This is a genomic window from Pseudoalteromonas luteoviolacea (genome assembly GCF_001696455.1).
In the GTDB taxonomy this organism is placed as follows: domain Bacteria; phylum Pseudomonadota; class Gammaproteobacteria; order Enterobacterales; family Alteromonadaceae; genus Pseudoalteromonas; species Pseudoalteromonas luteoviolacea_C.
On sequence record NZ_MAUJ01000004.1, the window covers coordinates 90,503 to 115,205 of the forward strand.

The 24,703-nt window shown below is 43.2% G+C and carries 17 protein-coding genes and 1 other RNA gene; 14 read left to right on the plus strand and 4 right to left on the minus strand.

Translation table 11 applies throughout. The features are described 5' to 3' along the window. Positions 1 to 205: 205 nt before the first annotated feature. A complete protein-coding gene (locus A7985_RS13405; protein WP_065790974.1) occupies positions 206 to 1,153 on the minus strand; it encodes a D-2-hydroxyacid dehydrogenase in 948 nt (315 codons plus the stop codon). 267 nt (positions 1,154 to 1,420) lie between these two features. Here A7985_RS13405 and zntR point away from each other — a divergent pair, with 267 nt between their 5' ends. The 3 genes from zntR to A7985_RS13420 all read left to right on the plus strand — a co-directional run bounded on the left by zntR (position 1,421) and on the right by A7985_RS13420 (position 4,296). Next, positions 1,421 to 1,834 (plus strand): Zn(2+)-responsive transcriptional regulator, encoded by a 414-nt coding sequence (zntR, locus tag A7985_RS13410; protein ID WP_065790975.1) that lies wholly within the window; start codon positions 1,421 to 1,423, stop codon positions 1,832 to 1,834. Then, positions 1,821 to 3,104, plus strand: coding sequence for an SO_0444 family Cu/Zn efflux transporter (locus A7985_RS13415; RefSeq protein ID WP_065790976.1), 1,284 nt, complete (start codon positions 1,821 to 1,823; stop codon positions 3,102 to 3,104). The genes zntR and A7985_RS13415 overlap by 14 nt, the downstream gene beginning before the upstream one ends. Before the next feature lie 94 nt (positions 3,105 to 3,198). Next, complete coding sequence (locus A7985_RS13420; protein ID WP_065790977.1) at positions 3,199 to 4,296, plus strand: 1-acyl-sn-glycerol-3-phosphate acyltransferase; 1,098 nt, start codon at positions 3,199 to 3,201, stop codon at positions 4,294 to 4,296. A 102-nt stretch (positions 4,297 to 4,398) separates the two neighbouring features. Here the strand turns inward: A7985_RS13420 and ssrS are convergent. Continuing rightward, positions 4,399 to 4,581, minus strand: a non-coding RNA gene (ssrS, locus tag A7985_RS13425) — 6S RNA. Between the two features lie 320 nt (positions 4,582 to 4,901). Here ssrS and A7985_RS13430 point away from each other — a divergent pair. The 4 genes from A7985_RS13430 to A7985_RS13445 are packed head-to-tail and all read left to right on the plus strand — an operon-like array spanning position 4,902 to position 9,170. After that, on the plus strand, positions 4,902 to 5,465 hold the full coding sequence (locus A7985_RS13430; RefSeq protein WP_065790978.1) for a UPF0149 family protein: 564 nt from the start codon (positions 4,902 to 4,904) through the stop codon (positions 5,463 to 5,465). A 2-nt stretch (positions 5,466 to 5,467) separates the two neighbouring features. After that, entirely contained in the window at positions 5,468 to 6,781 is a 1,314-nt protein-coding gene (gene pepP / locus A7985_RS13435) for a Xaa-Pro aminopeptidase (RefSeq protein WP_065790979.1), read from the plus strand. Between the two features lie 24 nt (positions 6,782 to 6,805). Then, positions 6,806 to 7,993, plus strand: a complete 1,188-nt coding sequence (gene ubiH / locus A7985_RS13440) for a 2-octaprenyl-6-methoxyphenyl hydroxylase (RefSeq protein WP_065790980.1) — start codon at positions 6,806 to 6,808, stop codon at positions 7,991 to 7,993. A gap of 10 nt (positions 7,994 to 8,003) precedes the next feature. Next, a complete protein-coding gene (locus A7985_RS13445) occupies positions 8,004 to 9,170 on the plus strand; it encodes an FAD-dependent oxidoreductase (protein WP_065790981.1) in 1,167 nt (388 codons plus the stop codon). Positions 9,171 to 9,184: 14 nt separating this feature from the next. Here the strand turns inward: A7985_RS13445 and A7985_RS13450 are convergent, their stop codons facing one another. Beyond that, a complete protein-coding gene (locus A7985_RS13450; RefSeq protein ID WP_065790982.1) occupies positions 9,185 to 10,030 on the minus strand; it encodes a LysR family transcriptional regulator in 846 nt (281 codons plus the stop codon). Between the two features lie 129 nt (positions 10,031 to 10,159). Between A7985_RS13450 and A7985_RS13455 the strand changes: the two genes are divergently transcribed. The 6 genes from A7985_RS13455 (at position 10,160) to A7985_RS13480 (ending at position 21,574) form a co-directional block, all read left to right on the plus strand. After that, a complete protein-coding gene (locus A7985_RS13455) occupies positions 10,160 to 10,732 on the plus strand; it encodes a hypothetical protein (RefSeq protein ID WP_065790983.1) in 573 nt (190 codons plus the stop codon). Positions 10,733 to 10,849: 117 nt separating this feature from the next. Then, on the plus strand, positions 10,850 to 11,932 hold the full coding sequence (gene gcvT, locus A7985_RS13460) for a glycine cleavage system aminomethyltransferase GcvT (protein WP_063374829.1): 1,083 nt from the start codon (positions 10,850 to 10,852) through the stop codon (positions 11,930 to 11,932). 63 nt (positions 11,933 to 11,995) lie between these two features. Then, a complete protein-coding gene (gene gcvH / locus A7985_RS13465) occupies positions 11,996 to 12,385 on the plus strand; it encodes a glycine cleavage system protein GcvH (RefSeq protein WP_065790984.1) in 390 nt (129 codons plus the stop codon). Between the two features lie 182 nt (positions 12,386 to 12,567). Further along, a complete protein-coding gene (gcvP, locus tag A7985_RS13470) occupies positions 12,568 to 15,465 on the plus strand; it encodes an aminomethyl-transferring glycine dehydrogenase (protein WP_065790985.1) in 2,898 nt (965 codons plus the stop codon). A 656-nt stretch (positions 15,466 to 16,121) separates the two neighbouring features. Continuing rightward, complete coding sequence (locus tag A7985_RS13475; protein ID WP_065790986.1) at positions 16,122 to 19,628, plus strand: hypothetical protein; 3,507 nt, start codon at positions 16,122 to 16,124, stop codon at positions 19,626 to 19,628. Then, positions 19,625 to 21,574 (plus strand): hypothetical protein, encoded by a 1,950-nt coding sequence (locus A7985_RS13480; protein WP_065790987.1) that lies wholly within the window; start codon positions 19,625 to 19,627, stop codon positions 21,572 to 21,574. Before A7985_RS13475 ends, A7985_RS13480 begins: the two co-directional genes overlap by 4 nt. 440 nt (positions 21,575 to 22,014) lie before the next feature. Here the strand turns inward: A7985_RS13480 and A7985_RS13485 are convergent, their stop codons facing one another. Then, positions 22,015 to 23,547 (minus strand): hypothetical protein, encoded by a 1,533-nt coding sequence (locus A7985_RS13485; RefSeq protein ID WP_065790988.1) that lies wholly within the window; start codon positions 23,545 to 23,547, stop codon positions 22,015 to 22,017. A 350-nt stretch (positions 23,548 to 23,897) separates the two neighbouring features. Between A7985_RS13485 and A7985_RS13490 the strand changes: the two genes are divergently transcribed. Then, positions 23,898 to 24,650: an ETX/MTX2 family pore-forming toxin gene (locus A7985_RS13490; protein ID WP_065790989.1), complete on the plus strand. Its 753-nt coding sequence runs from the start codon at positions 23,898 to 23,900 to the stop codon at positions 24,648 to 24,650. The last annotated feature ends 53 nt before the right edge of the window (positions 24,651 to 24,703 follow it).

Consider the following 24,703-nt stretch of genomic DNA (forward strand, 5'->3'; position numbering starts at 1 on the left):
GTGATGCCAAGTTATCCATTTGTTTTTCAATTTTCTTAATAGATTGCAAATGCTTTGCCAATTATTTTTGTTAAATAAAAACAATGAGTTATCTTTTCTATCGAATCTGTAAATTGTAATAAAAACAAAAAAATAACAAAAACAATCAAAATGTAGTCGATTAGACCACTTAAAATTAAGTCGCCAACACCTCAAAGTTTACTTGTTATATCACGCGATTTGTTTGACCACCATTGAGGTAGCTGTCTATGTTGTCTGCAATACCGGCAATGAGTCTGTCAATAGACTCTTTACTTGCCCACGCTGTATGTGGTGTAAGTAGCAAATTATCGCCCTGATACTGTATGAGTGGATTGTCGGGTTGCGCAGGTTCTGTAGATAAAACATCAACCCCAGCTGCCGCGAGTTGTTTGTCAGATAACGCTTTTGCCAATGCCGCTTCATCGACAATACCGCCACGTGCGGTATTTATTAAAATGGCATGCTTTGGCAATAGGGCCAAGGTGTCGGCATTAAAGACGTTTTCTGTTTGTGGCGTGAGTGGGCAGTGAATTGACACAATGTCTGCCACTTTCAAAGCTTCTTCGAAAGCCATTCTGCCACGACGCACCTCTTTACTATTAGGACGCTCTGCGACAATTACGTGAGCGCCAAATGCTTTTGCAACATTGGCGACTGCTTGACCAAGGTTACCGTAGCCCACGATAACAAAGCGCTTGTTGGCAATCTCGGTGATGGTGTGATCTAAACGACAAAACATTGGGCTTTGTTGCCAAGCACCATTACGGCAATCTTCAGCATAACGGTGGATATTGGTCATCAAATTTCCGAGCAAAGTAAACGTATGCTGGACCACCGAAGGCGTTGAGTAGCCTGCGACGTTGGTAACAGCAATACCTGCGGTTCTTGCTGCGGCCAAATCGATATTGTTCGTTCCTGTTGCAGCAACGCAAATCAACTTTAACTGAGGCGCTTGAGCAAAATGGCGCTCATTCAATTGCACTTTGTTGGAGACAATAACGTTGGCGTCTTGGATCCGGGAAGCAATTTGCTCATCGACTGTGTGCTCATAAGTGGTGACTGTGCCAAAATTCGCCAAAGGAGACAGATCTGCGCCAGCTAACGTGGCCGCATCCAAAACTACAATATTCATATTTTTATCTCGTTATTGACCTTGGAGTAAACACCAAGGTTTATACTTTCTATTAGGATGAAATATGCAGATCGCTTGAGCGACGTTTCTGTAAAAGTGAGCATTACCGCGAGATTTGCAAAGTTCATTAAGTAAAATTCGAAAAAGCGTTGCGCAGTTTACCACTTTTCAACCAAAAGTAGGGGGATTGCGACAATTGATTTTGTAATCGCCAATGTATAGCTGTGATGGTAAATCCAGTGAATGATTAATAAGGGAGCAGTAAGCATGTTTCGAATAGGGCAGTTAGCAAAGCAATTAAATGTCTCGACAGACACTCTCAGATATTACGAGCAGCAAGGATTATTGACGGCATGTGAAAGAAGTGCCGCTGGATATCGTCTCTATGATAAGCAAGCTGTAGACAGAATGCAGTTTATTATTCGCGCAAAAGAAGTCGGATTTAACTTGAAAGATATCCAAGAATTGTTGAGTATCAAGATAGATAAACAATTACACAGTTGTGAAGAGGTGAAGGCATTGACGTTACAAAAGCGAGACTGGATCAGAGAACGAATTGCCCAGTTGAGCATATTTGAGCGCTCTTTGACTTTGCTTGCGAGCCAATGTTGTGGTGGCAGTGAGCCTGCGGATACGTGTTCAATTTTAACCGCATTGGAGGATGTAGATGGCGCTAATTGATAATTTTTGGCAACTATTTGTGGTGTCGGCTCCGTGGTTAATGCTGGGACTATTGTTGGCAGGTTTACTTAATGTGTTTATTCCAAAGGACTTTTTGCAGCGACATTTGGGCAAAGAAGGACTTTGGACAACGGTTAAAGCAGCACTAATTGGTGCACCCATGCCGCTGTGTTCATGTGGCGTTATTCCGGCGGCCATTGGGCTTAGGCGCGCGGGGGGGTCTAAAAGTGCAACAACTGCATTTTTGGTCTCGACGCCTGAAACCGGCGTCGATTCTATTTCGGTGTCTTATGCGCTATTAGGCCCTTTTATGGCCATTATTCGGCCGATTGCGGCGGTAGCCAGTGCCATCACCGCAGGGCTGCTGGTGGGCAGAGATAATCGTGAGAATGAGCCGCTTGAAACTGCACAGCATGCCGCAAGTTCATCGCCTTGTTGTGGTAGTCAACAGCACACAGCGCCTCCTGTAGTGCAAACGTCATGTTGTGGTACAGAGGCGACACATATCGCGCCTGTTGGTGTTTTGAAAAATGGCAGTACAACCGCTGTGGAGTCCAGTTGCTGCGACATTAAGCAACCTGAAACATCGGATACAGCGCACACCTGTCATTCAGATAAAGAAGACACACAGACATCTCAAAGTTGTTGCGAGCGTGACATCGAACCGAAAAAAACGGCATCATGCTGTTCGACCGAAACACCAGGCACGCCGCGCTTTAGCAGTAAACTGTGGCAAGCAACTAAATTTAGTTGTAACAAGCTGTTATCTGATACTATGGTTTGGCTTTTAATTGGTATATTCTTCGCAGCATTAGTACAAACGTTTGTGCCAACAGAGTTTTTAGCTCAGTGGGGAGACGGTATTCTGGCTATGCTGGTGGTCATTTTAATCAGCATTCCCATGTATATCTGTGCAACAGCGTCCACACCAATCGCTGCGGGCTTGTTGCTCGCGGGCGTCTCGCCAGGCGCGGTGTTGGTATTTATGTTGGCAGGGCCTGCCACCAATGTGGCCACTATTGGAGTTGTCGCAAAAGAGCTGGGTCAAAGAGCTGTGGCTGCTTATATTGTCGCAGTAATTGGTGTTGCTATCGTGTTTGGTTTTTTGACCGATTATTTAGTGGTACAGTTTGGCTTTGAAGTTGCGCCAATGGTGGGCCATGAACATGAAGTGTTGCCCAGTTGGTTAAGCCAAATGAGTGCATTGCTCCTCGCTGCCTTAATGCTGCGTTTATTTATAATCGATTTGCAACAGCGCTTGGCCAAATAGTGTGGTCAGACTTGATATTCTTAGCATCTCTTTAGAGAGCGGGATAGAATAGGCCGTTTTTTGTCACACGATCCAGATCAGTAAGAGTAATTTAGTGGATAAATACGCAGATATAAGACCTTATAACGATGAAGAAGTACCAGCTGCACTGGCTAGGTTACTAGCCGATGAGCAGTTTTTGGATGTCATTGCTGAACATAATTTACCAAAGTGGATAGCATCTTGCCCTAAGGTGAGTCGTCCACTCGTGCGGGCGCGTTTAAAGTTCAAATGGCGCACAGTAAATAATGTAGAGGCTGTTCAAAATGAGGTTGCCACTTATTTATCTATGCTGATTGAACGCACAACGGATAACGTGACCTATTCAGGCTTAGAGCAACTGGATAAAGACAGTGCCTACTTGTTTATCTCAAACCATCGGGATATTGTTCTGGACCCTGCTCTTATGAACTGGGGTCTGCATCAAAACAATTTGCCTACGGTGCGAATAGCAATAGGTGATAATTTGCTGCAAGTTCCTTATATCACCGAATTGATGAGGCTAAACAAAAGTTTCATAGTGAAGCGATCAGCAAAAGCACCCAAAGAGATGCTTAAAGCTTTGTCGCAATTATCGGGTTATATTCACGATTCTCTTGATGAAGGCCACTCTATCTGGATTGCTCAGAAAGAAGGGCGAGCGAAAGACGGCATTGACTTTACAGATCCGGCACTACTGAAAATGCTACAGCTACATGGTCGAAGACTTAAGCTGCCATTTTCTGATTATGTGCGTAAGTTAAAGGTGGTGCCAGTTTCTATCTCTTATCAATATGAGCCATGTGCTTTGGCAAAAGCGAAAGAGCTTTACCACAAGCAGCAGTTTGGTGAATACCAAAAAGCAGAAGGCGAAGATATCAAGAGTATCATTGATGGTTTCAGTGCTGATAAAGGCAATGTCCATGTTGCATTTGGTACCCCGATTAATGATGAGTTTGAAACGCCAGAGCAACTTGCAGAGATCATTGATAAACAAATCATTGAAAACTACCATCTTCATTCAAGCAACTATTTAGCCGCTGGAGAAGCGGGACAAAGTAGTCACGAAGAGACGGCATGTTTCAATAATAATCTTGAGTCTGTACCACAAGAATTGAAAGAATTTGTGCTATCTATGTACGCACAGCCAGTGAAAAGAAAGTCGTCGATTTAACCTGCTCAATAACGAATTAAACGAAGCGCTCAAGGGGAAACTTTTGGGCGTTTTTTGTATGTGAAATTGGCGTGAAAACGCATTTTACTAGATGGATGTTGAAGTGTCCCCGGCTGCGCGGATGCGGATATAAGTCCTTGAACCCTAAGGTTCAAGGCGGAAGGCAACAACCCACCGTAGGCTTCTCGGTACCTGCCAAGCTTGCGCAAAAGTGGATAAACTGCATCCCTTAAAAAAGTTTATCGGCTCAGGGACATAATCCACTGTCCGGCGAGCTAGGGAACGCTTTAAGTATATAAGACATCTTGGCCAGCTTAAACCTAAATTTGAAAAAATCTCGTCTGTTTGCTGTGAAAAACAACACTGAATAAATAGTGGTCTGATTTTGCTGGTTTTACGTACATACACACGCACGTGAACGGGGGGATAAACGCTTTGGTCGTTCGCAAAGCACACTGGTTCGTAAAAATTGTGTGGGAATAATACAAATGGTAATTGTGAGATATAAAACAAGGGTTTTTTCTCGGTATGACAGACAATTCGTTGGAGTTGCTATACTTCGAATGGTAGCATTAACGCTATCAAGTGAATGAGAATTAAGCCTTATGATCGAACTAAAAGACTATCAGCAAGCACAGTTATTGCTAGAGAAACACGGTATTTTTGTAGCACCTTCAGAAGTACATGGCACCATTAGCGGCATTTTAGCCTGTGGCCTAAACATAGATGAAAAAGAGTATCTTGGGTTACTCAGTGATGTGTTTAACGATGGTCAGGGGTTTGGTGTTGAGTTAAAAGTATTTTTAGCTGAACTATATAAGCTAGTTGTGGAACACTTTAACGATCCTGAATACACGTTCGAAGTGTATTTACCACAGGAAGAAGAAGCGCTTATCGATCGTGCCAATGCTCTTGTGGCTTGGGTGTCAGGCTTCTTACTGGGTTTTGGTTTAAAACAAAAAGACTATGGAAAGCTGTCGGCAGATGTAAAAGAAGTTATCAGCGACTTTAGTGAAATCACTAAGCTTGATACGCACTTTGATGACACTGAAGAAGATAAGCAGGCGTTCCATGAAGTTGTTGAGTATATTCGTGTGTCTGCGCTGCTATGCTTTGCTGAAATGGGCCGAGAGCAAGGCGACGCCTCCACTTCAAAAACAGTGCATTAATTATGATAAAAAATGAAGAGTTTGTAGCCCGTCGTCAGCGTCTGCTACAAAACCTAAAAAACAATTCTGTGGCAGTGATCCCTGCGGCGTCTGAAATTACACGAAGCCGCGACACTGAGTTTCCATTTCGCCAAGACAGCGACTTCTTTTACTTAACTGGCTTCAAAGAGCCTGATGCGGTATTGGTATTGAGCAAAGACAAAGCAGGTGCGGCAAGTAGCATTTTGTTTTGTCGCAACAAAGATAAGTTGGCCGAAATATGGCACGGCCGTCGTATAGGCTTTGAAAAAGCAAAAAGCCAATTTGCGATGGATGAAACTTATGCGCTCAGTGAATTAGACAACGAGTTACTCACCTTTATCAATGGCCGTCAAACGCTGTACTTTGCGCAAGGCACGTATGATGCATTTGACGATAAGATTTGGACTGCACTATCAACGTTGCGCGGCGCGCCAAAAAAAGGCTACCGTGCGCCAGAAGTGATCCAAGATATTCGCCCGCTCATCCATGAAATGCGTTTGTTCAAATCTGACGCAGAAATAGAGGTGATGAGAAAAGCGGCAAAAATTAGTGCTGAAGCGCATATCAGGGCCATGCAGTTTGCCAAAGCGGGGGCGACGGAATACCAACTAGAAGCAGAGATCCATCATCATTATGCAATGAACGGCGCACGTTACCCTGCGTACGGCACCATTGTCGGCTCTGGTAACAATGCCAATATTTTACATTACACCGAGAACAGCGACGAACTAACACAAGGTGATTTGATCTTGATCGACTCAGGCTGTGAGCTTGAAGGGTATGCTGCGGATATTACGCGCACCTTTCCGGTCAGTGGCCAATATAGCGAGGCGCAAAAAGACATTTATAACTTAGTGCTAAAAGCACAGTTGGCAGCGTTTGAGGAAGTGAAGCCCGGTGGAACTTTAGTGCAAGCGAATAATCGTGTGATGCGTATTCTCACAGAAGGCTTGATTGAGCTTGGTATCCTGGCGGGCACGGTTGATGAATTGCTAGAAGCGCAGGCGTGCAAGGCATTTTACATGCACGGCCTCGGACACTGGCTCGGCTTAGACGTGCACGATGTTGGCGAGTACAAACTAGATGAAGCCGATCGCCCATTTGAACCGGGTATGGTGTTAACCATTGAACCAGGCTTGTACTTTGACGAAGATGCAGAAGTGCCTGCTCAGTTTAAAGGCATCGGTGTACGTATTGAGGATGATTTGCTTGTCACTCAAACGGGTTATGAAAACTTAACAGTTGATGTGCCAAAATCTATCGAACAGATTGAAGCACTGATGCAAAAAGCCTAATCGCATAGTTTAGGAGTATCGGGCTTGCAACACTTTGATGTGCTAATCGTAGGCGGCGGTATGGCTGGAGCAACCGCTGCCGTCAGTATTAAAAAACAACACCCGCATTGTCGTATTGCTGTCGTCGAGGCTTTCGCACCAAAGGCCGACACGCACCCTAGCTTTGACGATCGCAGTATTGCGTTGGCGGAACAGTCCATTGATTATCTGAGTAGGTTAGAGCTTTTCAGTAAAGCGTGGCGTTTTGCCGAGCCTATTTTACAGGTCAATGTGTCAGACCGTGGCCACTTTGGTAAAACCACCATCGAACCTAAGGCATATGATGTTGAAGCGCTCGGGTACGTGGTTGAAGTTAACCCTTATGGGCAATTTCTTCATCAGCAACTTAAAAATCACGATATTACGGTATTTTGTCCTGCGACGGTGTCATCATTAACTCAGCATCCAGACTATGTTGAGGTATCGATTGCCATGGCATCTTCAGCGCAGGAGGTTCACCTGCAATCCAAGTTGTTAGTCGTTGCCGATGGCGCACAATCACCAACGCGCGCACTACTGAATATCGGGTTTAGCAGTTTTCCATACGAGCAGGGGGCCTTAATTGCCAATGTTAAAGTCGCACAGGGACATAAAGGCCATGCTTTTGAACGCTTCACGCCGCAAGGGCCAATGGCATTGCTCCCAATGAGTGACGATAGGTATTCAGTTGCATGGTGTATGAAGCACGAAGAGCTGGATGAGGTACTGGCTTATGACGATGCGCAGTTCTTAACGCGACTACAGCAAGAGTTTGGTTATCGCGGCGGAATCTTTGAAGCCGTGGGGATGCGTTCTAGCTACCCATTAGTGCATGGGCGTGTGTCAGACGTGGTGCATCATAGAGTTGTGATCATTGGCAATGCTGCTCATGCCATACACCCCATAGCAGGACAAGGCTTTAACTTGGGCGTACGTGATATTCAAAGCCTAAATGCGTGTCTAAATAATCACGATGTCAGTGAATGGGGTAGCCATGCATTCACTCAAGCCTATAAGGTTGCGCGAGAGCGTGACATCACGAGAGTGATGACGCTCACCGATGGGTTAGTACGCCTATTTTCAAATCATTCACGTACGGTGGCTTTTGGACGCAGCTGTGGACTGCTGTTGATGAGCCTGTTTACCAATTTCAAAGCGCCATTAGCCAAGCAGCTAATGGGCCGAGTTAAATAAAGGACGCGTTATGCAACAAGCACAAGTTTGTATTGTCGGCGGTGGTTGTGTCGGATTGACCTTGGCACTTGGCTTGGCACAAAAAAATATCTCTGTATTGGTTTTAGACGCTGGCAAAGCACCTGCCCCTTTGGGTGAGCAATACAGTATGCGCGTCAGTGCAATTAGCTTGGCCAGTCAGCAATTATTTGAGTCCTTAGATGTATGGCCCGATATAATCGCAAGCCGTGCAACGCCATATTCCGCGATGGATGTAAGAGACGCTGACAGTTTTGGTAAAATCGCGTTCGACGCCGCTTCTCTCGATTTACCAGAATTGGGTCATATCATTGAAAATGATGCGATCCGCTTTGCGCTGTATGAAAAGTTACAAGCATACAGCGACGTGACTTTGGCCTTTGATAGCCGTTACAGCACCATTCATCAAACCGAGACCGATGTGCTGGTGACGTTGGACTCTGGTATGCCAGTGATGAGTAAGTTGCTGGTCGCTGCGGATGGCGCAAATTCTGGTGTGAGAAGGTTGTTTGATATGCCACTGAGCTTCTGGGACTACGACCATCATGCATTGGTGGCAACTGTGAAAACGGACTTGCCCCATGAGCATGTTGCCAGACAAGTATTTTTACCAACTGGTCCCTTGGCGTTTTTACCTTTGCATGAAGACAATATGCATTCAATCGTTTGGTCGACTTCTCCAGAGCATGCCGAGCAGTTAATGTCACAGGACCCACAGGCATTTAATAAGTCGCTGTCGGCGGCCATTGATATGCAATGTGGGCTGTGCGAAGTGCAAAGCGACAGAGCGGTATTTCCCTTGACGATGCGTTATGCGCAGCAATGGCTTAAAGGCCGTGTGGTATTGATGGGCGATGCCGCGCATACGATTCATCCATTGGCTGGCTTGGGCATGAATCTAGGGCTCAAAGATGCTGCACATTTAATTAATGTGCTTACGAACGAGAAGGGTGAGTTTGCGGCGCATTCTGTGCTGCGAGCATATGAGCGCACTCGCAAGCTCGATGCGCAAAAACACATTGCGATGATGCAGGGGTTAAAAGAGCTCTTTGAGGGCAGTCACCCAGCTAAAAAGTTAATTAGAGGTTTGGGGCTCAGCATGGTGGATAATTTAGGCCCAATCAAAAACCTATTTGTAAAGCAGGCGGTTGGTCAATAAACCGCCTCAAGGTACTATCCAAGGCGCAGTGCAATAAACTCGGCCAGTTTGTTCACAGCATGTGCCGATTCTTGGGTATTTTTAATTAAGCTGATGCCGATTTGCCCCAAAGCGGGTAGGTGAGTCGTATGCTGCTGATAGGTCAACTCGCTGGGCACAGTACTCTTTGCAAGTACGGTGATCCCTAATCCCTCTTTTAATGCCGCAGTTAGGCCGGTGAGATCGGCATTACTATACACAATACGAAACGCCCGGCCGCTTTCTTGTAATGCTTCAATGGCTCTGCGGCGATAAATACACCCTTCTGGGGCGGTAACTAAGGTGACCACCTCTTGTTTAGCGAGATTTAAATCGCCCACCCATACCAGTTGATCGCGCATAAATACGGGATGCGACACAGACTCTAGTTCTTCATTCAGCGCTAATACTAGATCAAATTGGTCTTGCCTTGAGATTGATAGTAAATGCTTACTTAGTCTTGACTTCACTTCCAATGCTACATCGGGATACAAAGACACAAAATCACCAATGATGGCGGGTAGAATGCGTGCGGCAAATTCGCTGGGTATGCCTAGGCGCACACGCCCAGTCACACTTTCAGAGGTAAATTGTTGCAGTATCGCGTCATTGTATTGCAGCATTTGCTTGGCTTGCGGCAGCAACAGTTCGCCATAATGATTGAGTACTTGCCGTTGGCCTTGTTTTTTAAACAGCTTGCAACCGAGCAAGTCCTCTAGTCTTCGGATCTGTAAACTAACCGCTGGTTGAGACAAACCCAATAGTTCACCTGCTTTGGCAAAACCTCCGACCTCTACAACCGTGACAAGCGTGCGTAGGCCATCAATTGATAAGTTCTTCATATTTAAAAAAGCTATTTATAATTCTAGAATACATTAATATTATTTATCAATTGATAAATAATTACAATTTGTTGTTGGTTATCTGCCACCCTATACTTTTGCTCATCTTAATTTCACTAAGGTGGCTGTATGACGTTTTCACCCATTATTTTTGCCAAGCACCGTCAGGGCACTGTTCCTGCGCAAAATGCCTACAGAAAATTGGAATGTCAGGTTGTGATTGATTTCAGTGGCTTCGAAACGACCCCTTTTCTTAATAAAGAGCTGGGTATCAATCTTAATAAGCTGATTGCACCTGGGCTCGGTATTCAAGGCGTGTTTGCTAATGGCGACAGTTATGCCGTCTACTACTTTAGTGAAACTGCATACCGTTTTGTGTTAGGCCAAGAAGCCGCGAATACATTAGTTGCTTTGGTTGCTGAACATGAGCATGAATACGACATCGAATTGATGCGCCGTGATGACTTAATGATTGGCCAAATCTGTGGGCAATCTGCGTTTGACTCATTACTCACGCATTTTTCGCTGACACCGGGTTTGGGGATTTCAGATCTTCAAGCTTGCTATGGTAAGCAAAGTGGTGATGTCTTTGTAACGACATTATTGCAAGATGGCGTACAGCAGCATCAACTGATTGCGCAGTCTAAACCGTTGACGGTTTGGCAAGAAAAACTCAGCGCAGACGGTTTCAGTATCAATTAATTCCGTGCATTTGAGTTGCAGCGCAACTCAAGATTAACCCCGTTCGAGGTCTTGTGATCTTGATATGTGTGACTACCGTATGTGTTGGTCGCATTAGACAAAAAGTGAAGGACAAGTATGACTTCTAAAACAGTACTACATGCTAAGCACCTAGAAGCTGGCGCAAAAATGGTTGATTTCCATGGCTGGGAAATGCCGATCAACTATGGCTCACAAATTGAAGAGCACCATGCTGTGCGTCAAGATGCTGGTATGTTCGACGTGTCTCACATGACAATTGTGGACGTGAAAGGTGCGGATGCGCAGGCATTTTTACGTAAGCTAGTAGCAAACGACGTTGCTAAGCTAACTGTGCCTGGTAAAGCACTATACACAGGCATGCTAAATGAGCAAGGCGGTGTAATTGATGACCTTATCATCTATTTCTTCACTGAAACTGAGTATCGTCTAGTTGTTAACTCTGCAACACGTGAGAAAGATCTTGCGCACATCGGTACTGTGGCAGCTGACTTTGAAGTAACAGTTACTGAGCGTCCTGAGTATGCAATGATTGCTGTACAGGGTCCAAATGCAAAAGAAAAAACAGCGACAATTCTAAGCGCTGAGCAGCAAGCAGCTGTTGAAGGCATGAAGCCATTCTTTGGTGCACAAGCTGGTAATTTATTCATCGCAACAACAGGTTACACTGGTGAAGCGGGCTATGAGATTGTTGTGCATAACGACGATGCTGAAGCACTTTGGCAACAATTACTTGACGCAGGTGTGCGTCCTGCTGGCTTAGGCGCGCGTGATACGCTACGTTTAGAAGCGGGCATGAACTTATACGGTTCGGATATGGATGAAACCGTATCTCCACTGGCTGCAAACATGGCTTGGACCATTGCTTGGGAGCCAGAAGATCGTGATTTCATCGGCCGTAAAGTGGTTGAGCAGCAACGTGCAGACAAGAGCACGGATAAGCTGGTTGGCCTAGTGCTTGAAAGTAAAGGCGTACTACGTGGCGGTTCTAAAGTTATCGTAGAAGGTGGCGAAGGTGTTATAACTTCTGGTACATTCTCTCCGACTTTAGGTTTTAGCGTTGCATTGGCACGTGTTCCTCGTTCAACTGGGGAAACTGCACAAGTTGAAATGCGCAAAAAGCTAGTAGACGTTAAAGTTGTGAAGCCTTGCTTCGTACGTAACGGCAAGTCAGTGATCTAAGCTATCATTGTAACGAGTAGAATAATGGGCAGTTGCCCAAATAAATGACCAAAGGAACAAAAAATGAGCAACATTCCTAGCGAGTTAAAATACGCATCTTCACATGAATGGGTTCGCGCTGAAGGCGACGGTGTATTCACTGTAGGTATCACTGAGCACGCACAAGAGCTGCTAGGTGACATGGTATTCGTTGACCTACCAGATGTTGATGACGAAGTAGATGCTGGCGAAGACTGTGCAGTTGCTGAGTCTGTGAAAGCAGCTTCTGACATCTACGCGCCTATCACTGGCACTATCGTTGAAATCAACGAAGAGTTAGAAGATTCTCCAGAGTCTGTTAACAACGACCCATACGGCGACGGTTGGTTATTCAAAGTGAAAGCATCTGACGAGTCAGAGCTTGCAAACCTACTTGACGCTGAAGGTTACCAAAATTCAATCGACGAAGACTAATTCGTTGTAGAACTTAAAAGCCCCAATTTCTGGGGCTTTTGTTGTTAAATTAAACCGTTTTGGTTTGGTTTATCTCAAAGCATTATTTTGTGACTGCGTTACCAAGGCCTTTGCTTGGCAATGTTTGCTAGGCATCAATGCAGGACACACCCACTTAATTTGGATCATAGGAATCTGGACTAATGTCAAACGCCAAATCTCTTGAACAATTAGAGCAAAAGCAAGACTTTATTCGTCGCCACATCGGCCCGAATGCCGCACAAGTAAGCGAGATGCTTGCTGAGCTTGGAGTATCAAGTGTTGAAGAGCTGATCGGTCAAACGGTACCTGACTCTATTCGTTTAGAAACAGGTCTTAAGATTGGTGAAAGCCGTACTGAAGTTGAAACGCTAAGCTACCTGAAATCAGTAGCAGGCCAAAACAAAGTATTCAAATCATACATCGGCCAAGGTTATCACCCAACACACGTACCTAACGTAATTTTACGTAACGTGTTAGAAAATCCAGGTTGGTATACAGCGTATACACCTTACCAGCCAGAGATCGCACAAGGGCGTTTGGAGTCACTTCTTAACTTCCAAACTCTAACTATGGATGTGACTGGCCTAGACTTGGCAAGTGCATCATTGCTTGATGAATCTACCGCAGCTGCAGAGGCGATGGCCCTAGCGAAGCGTGTAGCAAAAGCGAAAAAAGCAAACATCTTCTTTATCGCAGATGACGTACACACACAAACAATTGACGTAGTAAGCACACGTGCTGAACAGTTTGGTTTTGAGGTTGTGGTTGCCCCTGCGAGCGACGTGGTCAATCACGAGATCTTCGGCGCACTATTCCAGTACCCATCAACATCTGGTGAAGTTGTTGACGTCACAGACCTTATCGCACAAGTACAAGACAAAAAAGCGATTGCCTGTGTTGCTGCAGACATCATGAGCTTAATGCTATTAAAAGCACCGGGTAAACTAGGCGCAGATGTAGTACTTGGTTCTGCACAGCGCTTTGGTGTACCTATGGGCTACGGTGGTCCACACGCAGCCTTCTTCGCAACACGCGATAAGTACAAGCGTTCACTACCGGGTCGTATTATCGGTGTTTCTAAAGACCGTTTAGGTAACGACGCACTACGTATGGCGATGCAGACGCGTGAGCAGCACATCCGCCGTGAAAAAGCGAACTCAAACATTTGTACAGCGCAGGTATTGCTCGCTAATATGGCAGCGTTCTACGCGGTGTACCATGGTCCACAGGGCCTTAAGACAATTGCACAGCGCATCAACCGCTTTGCAAGCATCTTGGCAACGGGCCTTAAATCTAAAGGCGTTGCACTGAAGCACGACACTTGGTTTGATACCATCACGGTTGTGGCTGAAGAAGCAGACAAAAATGCGGTTGTTGGCCGTGCAGTTGCAAATGAAGTTAACTTTGCAATTAACCACGCAGGCGAGTACTCAATCGCACTGAACGAAACAACAACGCGCGCAGACATCGCTGAGCTATTCGACATCATCCTAGGCGAAGGCCATGGTCTTGATGTGGCTGCGATTGACGCTGAAGTGGCGGCAAACGACATCACAGGTATTCCAGCGAGTTTGGTACGTGATGACGAGATCCTCACTCATCCAAACTTCAATGAGTATCACAGCGAAACTGAAATGCTGCGTTACATCAAGCGTTTAGAGAACAAAGATTTGGCATTGAACCACTCAATGATTTCTTTGGGCTCGTGTACTATGAAGCTAAACGCGACAGCGGAGATGATCCCAGTAACCTGGCCTGAATTCGCTGAGCTTCACCCATTCTGTCCACTTGAGCAAGCACAAGGTTATCAAACTATGATGACTGAACTGCACGACTGGCTTGTAAATATCACAGGCTACGATGCAGTATCACTACAGCCAAACTCAGGTGCACAAGGCGAATACGCGGGTCTTATCGCGATTCGTAAATACCATGAATCACGTGGCGAAGGTCACCGTAATGTATGCTTGATCCCAAGCTCTGCACACGGTACTAACCCGGCGTCTGCGCAAATGGCAAGCATGAAGGTTGTGGTTGTTGGCTGTGATGACCAAGGTAACATCGACCTTGACGACTTACGTGCTAAAGCTGAAGAAGTGTCTGAGAACCTATCTTGTATCATGGTAACTTACCCTTCTACACACGGTGTATACGAAGAGACTATCCGCGAAGTCTGTGACGTTGTTCACCAACACGGCGGTCAAGTATACATGGACGGCGCGAACATGAACGCGCAAGTAGGGGTAACGAGCCCAGGTTTCATCGGCTCTGACGTGTCGCACTTAAACCTACACAAAACGTTCTGTATCCCTCACGGTGGTGGCGGTCCTGGTGTTGGTCCTATCGGTGTTAAATCACACCTAGCGCCATTTATGCCTAACCACAGCATCATCAATGTTGCGGGCACCACAGAAGGTAACGGTGCCGTTTCAGCAGCACCTTACGGTTCAGCAGCGATTCTACCTATCTCATGGGCATACATTGCGATGATGGGCAGCGAAGGGCTTAAGCAAGCGACTGAAATTGCAATCGTAAACGCGAACTACCTAACAGCGAAATTGGCAGATCACTACCCTGTGCTATACCGCGGCCGTAATGACCGTGTAGCGCACGAGTGTATTGTAGACTTGCGTCCGCTTAAAGAGGCCTCTGGCATCACTGAAATGGATGTGGCGAAGCGTCTTATGGACTATGGCTTCCACGCACCAACGATGTCATTCCCAGTAGCGGGCACACTCATGATTGAGCCTACTGAGTCTGAGTCTAAGGTTGAAATTGACCGCTTTATCGAAGCGATGATCTCAATCCGTGAAGAGATTGCAAAGGTTGAGTCAGGCGAGTGGTCTGTAGAGAACAACCCACTTGTATTTGCGCCACATACGCAAGCTGACGTACTAGGTAATGAGTGGACGCGTGCATACGACCGTTTCTATGCAGCATTCCCAGTACCTGCTGTAGCAAAAGACAAATTCTGGCCAACGGTAACGCGTATCGATGACGTATACGGTGACCGTAACCTGATCTGTTCATGTCCAGCTGTTGAGACATATGCAGAGTAATTGATTTTAGGTCGGGCTAATTCCCGACTTGGAATTTCGAAAACCGCCTTAAGAGATTAAGGCGGTTTTTTTGTGGGTGGGGATTGGGTTCAGGATCCACTTTTCTGAGCTGTTAGTTTTTATCATGCATTTGTTGGTAATAGCAGCCTTCAATTAAACATTTTGTCGCGTTGGCGACGACAACCAAGGGGCGGCTACCGCTGGCCTCTCGGGTGCGACCTTCGCCTTGGAACCCCTCTGCGCCCTAACTATCACGCTTAACCTTCAAATAATCACTTGATGAAGGTGCAAAATATACGTTGCGAAGCAAGGTTACTTTTGCGCAAGGTGAAATGAGCAACTTACACAAATATTAAAAAATACTGATTAGCACATCCATGTGCCAGCGTGGCTAGGCTCGCATCCATGCGTGCGCATAACTCATCAATTACTTATTTTCAGGCGTGATAGAAAGGGGAGTGGAGTTGTCTGTGGGTTTGGTTGCTTGGGTTGAAATATCAATGACTCTGACCCCTTTGATTCCATGTAGCAATAATATACATTAAATTTAACGTGTGAAAAATATTCTGTATTTGGGTGAGATTTACTCTAAGTCAAAGCGCAGATTATAAAAGTAAGTATTATTTTGTGCTTCAACTTATAAGGATAGAATTTGAATGAATAGCGAGCTTTATAAAGCATATATTGATTTAGCAGGGCCAGAAGTTGTGCAAGTTGAGGAAGGTTTCATTGCACTGGTAGATGCACAAACAGGGTTAGGGAAAACCTATCAAGCTACAGAACTTCAGTTGGAACACTTAATCAGTGACTCTCGAAAGAAAATCATCTATACAACCAACTTAAGAGTTAATGTTACCGAAGCTTATGAGGCATTGATTCACCGAGTCAATTCCGATGATGGACTTACATCAAGTCAAAAAAAACAATTTCTTAATAACATCATTCATATTCCCTCTCAAGAGAGCTCAATTAAATTACTTCATGAAGATGATTGGCAAGTATTGCTTAGTGAAGTTGAAGGAGCACATTACCGCAAGATTATTACGCTAAAGGATAGTATTAAAATACTGACACAAGCAGCTCAATCATTAAATCATAACCAGTTAAATGATGAATTAAGTGAGCGTTACAGTAAGTTATTTAGAACTATCCAATCAATATTCAAAGATAAGTTAAATAAAAAAGAGTTTTCTAAAACGTCCATAGTGAATGGCGTACTTGAAAAACTATTCCCTGCAAGTCGAATTGATGAAGAATCAACCCAAGTTATTTTTATGACGTCGGCAAAGCTATTATATCCTTGGCATGCACTTAATAAGAATCACAGGGTTAGTGATGTTCTAAAAGATTCGTTGATCATTATCGATGAATTTGATCGTCAACAGGGTGAGTTCCTAAGTCATCTATTAAAGGGGGGGAAAGATTTTGATGTGATATCACTCGTTAGAAGGCTTTATTCAAGTTTTCAAAGTTTTAAGGTTCAAGGCGATGATGAGTTTGAAGGTGTCGATAAGAGCTTCAGCAAGTTCCGAGAACTGCTAACAGAGTTTGATTCTAAATGGAACGTAAACCTTCGACCCTTTATAAATGACGCTACCATTCAGGCAGGCATAGAAAACCAGAATAGAGTGTTTACCATGCTATCTGACAGAATGTCGTTGCACACGATTAACTTTAAGCATGATGAGCTTAATTCTAAAATAGACGAGTTTAATGGATCACATGAAATAGGAGCCGGAGGGGGAAAAAGTTCAATCACTTTTGTGAACAATGCAAGTCAAGTTGTCCGTTCTTTTTGTAATGCCATGCTCAGCGCCACAAATACCTTGTCGAATAATTTACGTAAAACTGACGGCAGCAAGCCACACTCAACCGAAGACCTTATTGTTAAAGTGCTAAACCATTTCGGTCTAGCGGAACTAAGCAAGGATGTCATTTCCTTGTTAAGTGCTAGATTGAGTTTTCGTGTACAAAAAGACTATAAGTCTTATAGCTATCATGACAGTGGGTTCGAAATAGCTAAGGTTAGTAAGTTTAGTGAATTAGATAATACCGCGACAGCAGCAACTTTTGAATTAGCTCTTACACCGACAGGATTACTAGCAAACTGGGTATTGGAGGGAGCCAAAATACTGGGTATAAGTGCAACTGCCACTAGCCCTTCAGCTATCCATAACTTTGATTTAGCTTACCTTGATAACGTATTGGGTGACAAATTTAAGCAGTTAAGTGAGCTTCAAAAGCAAGGAATACAACGAGAGTATTTATCAAAGCGCCGGTATAAAGAGTGTCAGGTTGACATCAACGTGCTATCTATCTCTGAAAACGAATTGCGAGGAGGGATTGAGTTTCTTTACAAAGAGTTTTTGGGGATCAATATTGATGAGTTGATGTTAGAAAATAGATTATGCCAATTACTAGAAGCTTCACCAAAATCAATTTCGTTTGCAAAAAACAGGGTTAATAAGTTAATCGGGGCTATTAAAAGGTTTTCAGAACATCACTCTAATCGATATCTGTTTTGCATGTTAAACAACAGCTACAAAGGTAATGAATTTTTTAAGTTCATGGAATTTGTGGGTCGCAAATATGGAGTCAGAATTTTTGAAAATATAAATGCTGCCTCTTTTAGAAATGAGAAGTTTAACTCTGTTCTTCAATTGCTAGAGGAATCAGAAGAAAAAGTTGTAGTAATAACCAACTATCAAGCTACTGGGGCTGGGCTATCACCATCATATAAAGTAAATAATATAAGTGATTTTATTTATATTGGCCCAGAAGATGAGCCACCGTTGCAAAACAAGACAGACATTGACTCTATATATATTGAGCAACCTAAGAGTCTTATTGGTAGGTTTATTTTTGAAGATCAACAAGCGGAAGATAGAAGTCTTGCGATAAAGAAAAATATTCACGATGCACTAATGCTCCATGAAAAAGAGGTTATTGTTGCCAATGATGTGAAACCAATTTTGAATAAATTTATTGCGACTAATGTCAAGGGTATGTCAGTAAGTTCTTTGATCGGTTTTTATAAAGATACTGACGACTATAGATATGCCGTATTTAGGTATATTGAGCAGGCGTTAGGCAGGATGTGTAGAACTGAGTTAAAGCAGAAAGAGATAAGCATCATGTTTGATGCTGAGTTTGACTTTATTCAAACATTGGCATCAGATAACCGAGACTTGGCTTATTTATCAGTTGAGTACTCTTCTCTAATTTCCAAAATAAAATCTGACTGTAAATATGAAGCAAAACAGAAACTAACCCATTCATACTCGGCTAAAGCGAGCCGAAACCACGCTCATATTGAAAGGTTAATTACGAGTGTTTATCGCCACCAAAATAGTGATGCAATTGGTCAATATAATCGATTGAGAAGTCTAGTACTCCAAGCACCAACAGCATCAGAAATGCCAATTGGTGAGCCGAATAGATACTACATTCGGTCAGAGGTATTAGGAAGTTATAGTTACCATATTGACTATAAAGACGAAAACGGAGTAACGCAGGTATTTATAAATTCTGACGATTATGCGGGGCAGAAAATAGTATCAGGTTTATCTGCTAAGTTGGATGTTCTCATGCAGAATAAAGCCGTTAAGGAACACTTTGATGAAAGTAGGTTCGCTACCTCATTTGGAAAACATGAGTACCTAATTGCACCCGCTATGTATGATATCTACATGGGCGCATTAGGGGAAGAAACAGTTTTTGCCATATTAAATGAATTTGGCTACAAGGTGGAAGAAATGCCAGAGGGCACCATTGAGTGGTTTGATGGCTTTTTAGAAATAGGCTATAGAATTTTACTGATTGATGTGAAGCATTGGGATGTTGAGAAGTCATGCTTGCAAAGAGACGACACGCTAGAAAAGTGCAAAGCTAAACTAGAAAATATAAAGAATGAAATACCAGCCCGTTTCAATGGCAAGAAAATACAAGCGATGTATATCAACGTGTCTTATGAAGACGGCAGCACAATAAAAGGATCAAATTTTTACAAGGGTGGAGAGTTGCTTGTTGAATCAGCTAAGTTATTAGAAGCAGATGTTATCGATGTGCCCGGTATAATCGATATCAATACGGGACAGTCTAATACTCCACCAATGGAACAACTATTAAACTTTCTTGAAACTTTAAAAGGACTTAGTAAATGAGCAGAAGCCTTACGACATTAATCGATGTGTTCATTAACCATGCTGAATTATCCCAATTATTCGATCTTTACCAAGTCAGTTTTAGCGCAGAAAGTCAGCAATTAAGTTGGGGGAAAAGGCTATCTAAAATTGATAAACACACATCGCCACTTGGTTTAATCTCGCATGGTGGAAAATATTGGATACTTTTAAATAAAGGTGCAGAAGCACCAAAGAAACTCCCTGATATAGGGTTTGTGTCATCAAACTTCGTAGATTGCGATGATCTATTGATAACTCGTTTGCTAACTAGGGCATTAGGGAAGTTAGCTGGAGAGCAGGTTTTTTCAGGATTGGGTGAGACATATTTTTATTTAGAGCCTGACACTTTCAAAAAAGAAGCCGTTCATAAATGTGTAAGCGTTGATATTAAAGAAAGTCTTCGCTTTGATTCATTGTTTATTGAGCTTAAAGGGACAGTTTTTTGTCCAATTGAAATGGTTTTTAAACCTCAAGCCTTTATAGAGCAAGCTCCTAAATTTTCTTTTGACCTGACAACAGGAATATTGAAGCGGGATAAGGATGGTTCACTTATGATCAATAGTCCGGGAAAAGGTAAGTTTACAAGTAATGCTATTGATATATCGGGACAAAAAACAATTTCCCTCAGAAAGTCTAGGACTGGTGCGCTACATCATTATGTCACTCTAATGAAAAAGGTGTTTAACGGTGCAGTTGATATGAGCTTAAAGCAGATTAAGGCGGATTGGCGACAACATTACGGAAATTCAGAAATTAAAGCTGTATACAATAAAATTTACGAAGTCGTTGATACCGCTGGTGGTATTAATATTGTTAACGCTTCCCTGTCTGAAGAAGGCTTTAAGAAGCTTCAAGATGAAGAATGGCCTGTAAAAGTTAACTTCATTTCTGATGATGAGCTTAATGATAAAACGCCGACACTTGTTGTATTAGATAGTAAAGCAGAATATGAAGCTGCTGGATTGGAAGATAAAAAACAGTCCTTTTATGGTCAAAAAAAGGTTGTGCAAAGTACTTACAACACAACTGTCATAGCCAAAGATAGTAAAGCTTTAAAGGTTCTAATAGATACTTGGGTAAAAGAAATAGCAATTAAGCTGGAGTGCAATCAGGACCAGTTTTTGATCCAAGAGTTTAATGATGATTACTGGTTTGTGTCGGTTGAACAGAGATATAAGAATGACCCTGTTATTTATCATATTCTCAAGTGTACTGATGGTAACTTCACATATGAGTCAGGTGATGAATTTTATTTTGATGACTTAGGGATAGAGTTACCAGAAAGGCAGCGCTATTTTGAAAAGATACACTATGTAATCGATATGGGTTCGGGTGAGCCTCAAGTATGTTCAATCGTTCATGAGGGGATTGCTGCAGTCCCTGATGGGGCGGTGCTTTTTGATATTCTCAATCAATTAGAAAAGAGTAGTGTTGAGGGTATTACTAGAGATTATATTGATAAATTTTTATCTGCAAACAGTAAGTCTGTAGATCCATTAACATCACGCCTCCAGTCTTTATTGGAACGATTTCCGAGCAATAGCGAGTTCTACAAAGACCAAATAAAAAAAGAAGGTATTCAATATCGCTCGAATGCTGAAAAGTCCTTTTTCGATGGATACTTTGAGGAGGCTGGAATCTTGTTAAATTATTCACTTAAGGGGCAGCATAACGAGTATTTGGAATCACAAACAGGTCACTTTTACGATGCGGAACACTCTGCATATTTTGTTGGTATACCAAAAGGTGGTTTCAAGTTTAGTCGCGGACAATTTAATCATATTCGCTTTTTGGATGGTCCTGAATATTTGAAACGAAAATGTGTTGAAATGACAGCTAGTTATTATATTAGGAATAAAGTAGCAACTGTTTTACCGTTTCCTTTTAAAATACTTACAGAGTGTATTGAGGGCCGCAATTTTTAATTTTCGAATTAAAAATAAATGTCAATTAATACCTGAAACAGTAAATTAAGCCCTTAAATATACTGTAAATACAGCCAGTGTAAGGGCGTTATGAGAAAGTTTTTAGTGAAGGTGTCTTGGAGCTATATTCAAGCTGAGCAAATGGATCAAAGGGTCAGAGTCATTCGATCCTGATTCACAATCTTATTAGCGTTTGATTGGGGTAAGAGTACTATGCATATTTAAAATCATTAACTCTGACCCCATTGATTACAGTAACATAGCTGCTGTTTTGTTGTATTGGCGCCTTTTATTATAGAATTTATCACGATAATTACACCGTAAATATCAACCTAAAAAGGGTAATGATGAGTGATTACCCCTTGCGATTGTGCAAGTACGGTGTAAGCAAGTGGCAATGAGTGTGCAGATCAACATTCGGCGCCAGTCGTTTTGACCTATTACATAGCTCCTGGCTCAAAGTGCAAGGTGCCTCGGTTGGTGATTTCAATCACTGGGCCAACTCCGCCGTTTAATTCCTGAGCCATGTTATTACCATAGTACAAAATGACCGTTCTTCCCTGTAACCCCAATTCGGTCAAAATGACCTGCACCACGGCTGTGTCTGCCCACAACATGGTGCCTAAAGGTATACTGTGAGGTGCGTCCAACAGAGTGTTTCTGATATTTTGGATGTTGGTGGCAGTTAGATTGACACCAGCATTTTCAGCGATGGCTTCTATCAAACAGTTGTTCCAATTGATGGTATTGTTGTTGATGGGGGGGGATTTACTGCCTGCTGCCTTTGTGGTGGTCACTTTTACTGCGGTAACATCGCCCTGTTGAGATTTTTTAAACCAATCGGGCACCCTTAATTCGACTACCGTAAGATAGTGGTCTGGGGTGATATACCATCTATCATTGTCAAAATCGTAAATCAGCCTTCCTTGGGTACATCCTTCAGTGTAGCCCGTGGCATTGATTTCGATATAGTTGGCGGCGAATTTCAGCTTACGCAAATGGTCGTGAAATTCAGCTATTGTGTCGAACTGGTAGGTTGTTGCTATCTTGTTTTGAAATGCCCGATTGTTAGTCATATCTTTAGCCCATTCATTTGTGAATTGGGTTTGTAGTGGGTAACGTGCGACTGCAGGCCGCTTTTTATTGTCGATAAACCTCTTAACATCACCTTTGGTTATTTTCAGGCTGGCTACAGGCAATTTTCCTGAACCGTTCAGATGCCAACTGCGTATCTTTCCGGGAGCATCCGGTGTGATTGAGCGATTTGATGGGCTGCTGTATTCCTTGGCATCTTCTATTTTAAAATCAGCGTGGTAAAACGAACCGATTAAATCGATGATGGGCAGAGGGATTTCACCACCGAGCAAATCAATGTATTCAGGAATACCGCAGATATAACCTGATTTGGGGTGATAGTTGTCGTTCCAGTTTGTTAAGTCGTCCACTTGATGACTGACATGGGTGAGCAAATGATTGCGAAAAGCATCACTATCCTGATTGCGAATTTCGTTACTTCTTACCACCAGTTTGGTGATCATTTCAAAAGCAGGTTGTACGGTATGCTTTAGTTGACGCAGGTATTGGGCCTTGATTTTGAAATCTGTGTCCATGGTTTTTTTAAAATTCGCTGCGCGATCGAAAAGTTGCTGACACAAATTGAACAGTGCTTGCAGATAAGAGCCTTTTTGGTTACCGTTGTTTTTAATGAATATATTAGCGGCTTCGATCATTTCTTTTTTCTTAACCGCCAAAACCTCACGCTGTGCGTTGATCTCTTCATCAAGAGTCGCATGCAACATTTTATTTTCCTTGTCGACTCCTGATGATTGCTGATTGACGGTTTCACCGTCTAGGTTTTGCGACAACGGCGAGAGCATGGATTTTTGTCGGGTTAAAGTCAGGGCGTTGCCTTGTTGTAAAGGAGGCTGCGAACTTGTGGCTTTGGCATCATCAAAAGAGTTGCTTCGTTTCATCGTATTGTCCTTGTTATTAACAGTGAACGCAGTCTAGACGAAAGGATTGGGGTAATACTCGTTGTTACAGCGGTTACTTTTGGGCTAATGACTTAATTGATTCCACTCTAAAATATCACTCTAGTTAACACCTCGAAAGAGTTCATAAATTCCAAATATATAAGAAATACACAAATACTTAATAGTGCTGGCCTGTTGGATTAAAACCTTAATTAGCCGCGCTGTAATACTTTGTAATAACGCACACCGTTTCCACACTCTACGCTTGTAATCACATAAATGAGGAGCTTAAAACGCTTCTCATTAATCGTTAGATGTAACTATAATCTCACTTACTTAAAGGAATTATTATGCCAATCCAGCAAGCGTTACAATTCTCAGATCTCAGTGCCCTTGATTCTAGCCCCAATGCTGTTAGAGACTGGTTTAAACACTCTTTTTCAAGAAATCCAAAAGAGGTGACCCCGGATGGGATATCTGTAAACAGTGAAACCTATTTCAATGCTGTTACCCCTGCAATAACTGAACAGTATAGTCACCCCGCATATAAAACCCTCGGGTCTATTGACTATACGCAGGGCGAGACAACCGGAGATACACAGGCAGTTCTCGGTTCTAATTATGCAATAAATAAAAGCAACCAAGAGCAGACCATTACACTTACTGTGTCTGGCGCTTGGCAAGAGTCACAGACAACTTCGAGCTCGGTAACGAGTGGCATGTCATTTACCGCTGAGGTTTCGCTGGAAGGCGTGTTTAAGTTAGGTTCAACTTTTAGCACCTCAATTACAGCGGGAGAATCAAATACCAATTCGACAACTAGAACGAGCACTGCCAGCGCCACAGTGAAGGTTCCACCAAACTCAAAGATTAAAGTCACGATGGTTGGTACAATGAAGACGCAAACAGTCAATTTTACTGCGCCTATTCAGGTTAGTGGGATGTTCGGTGCGAATTTTCCCGATCGAGTGAGTGACCATTATTTTTGGTTTGCTGGAGTAGAGCAGGTTCTTCCTAAAACCACAGGAACCCTTAGTGGTACGATTAAAAACACATCAGCTTTCGATGTACAAACAGAGATTGGTGAAGCAGAGCCTTTATAAGAAATTCTTTTAATTAAGGGGTCAGGGTTATTTGATCCCTTTCAAAAATTAAT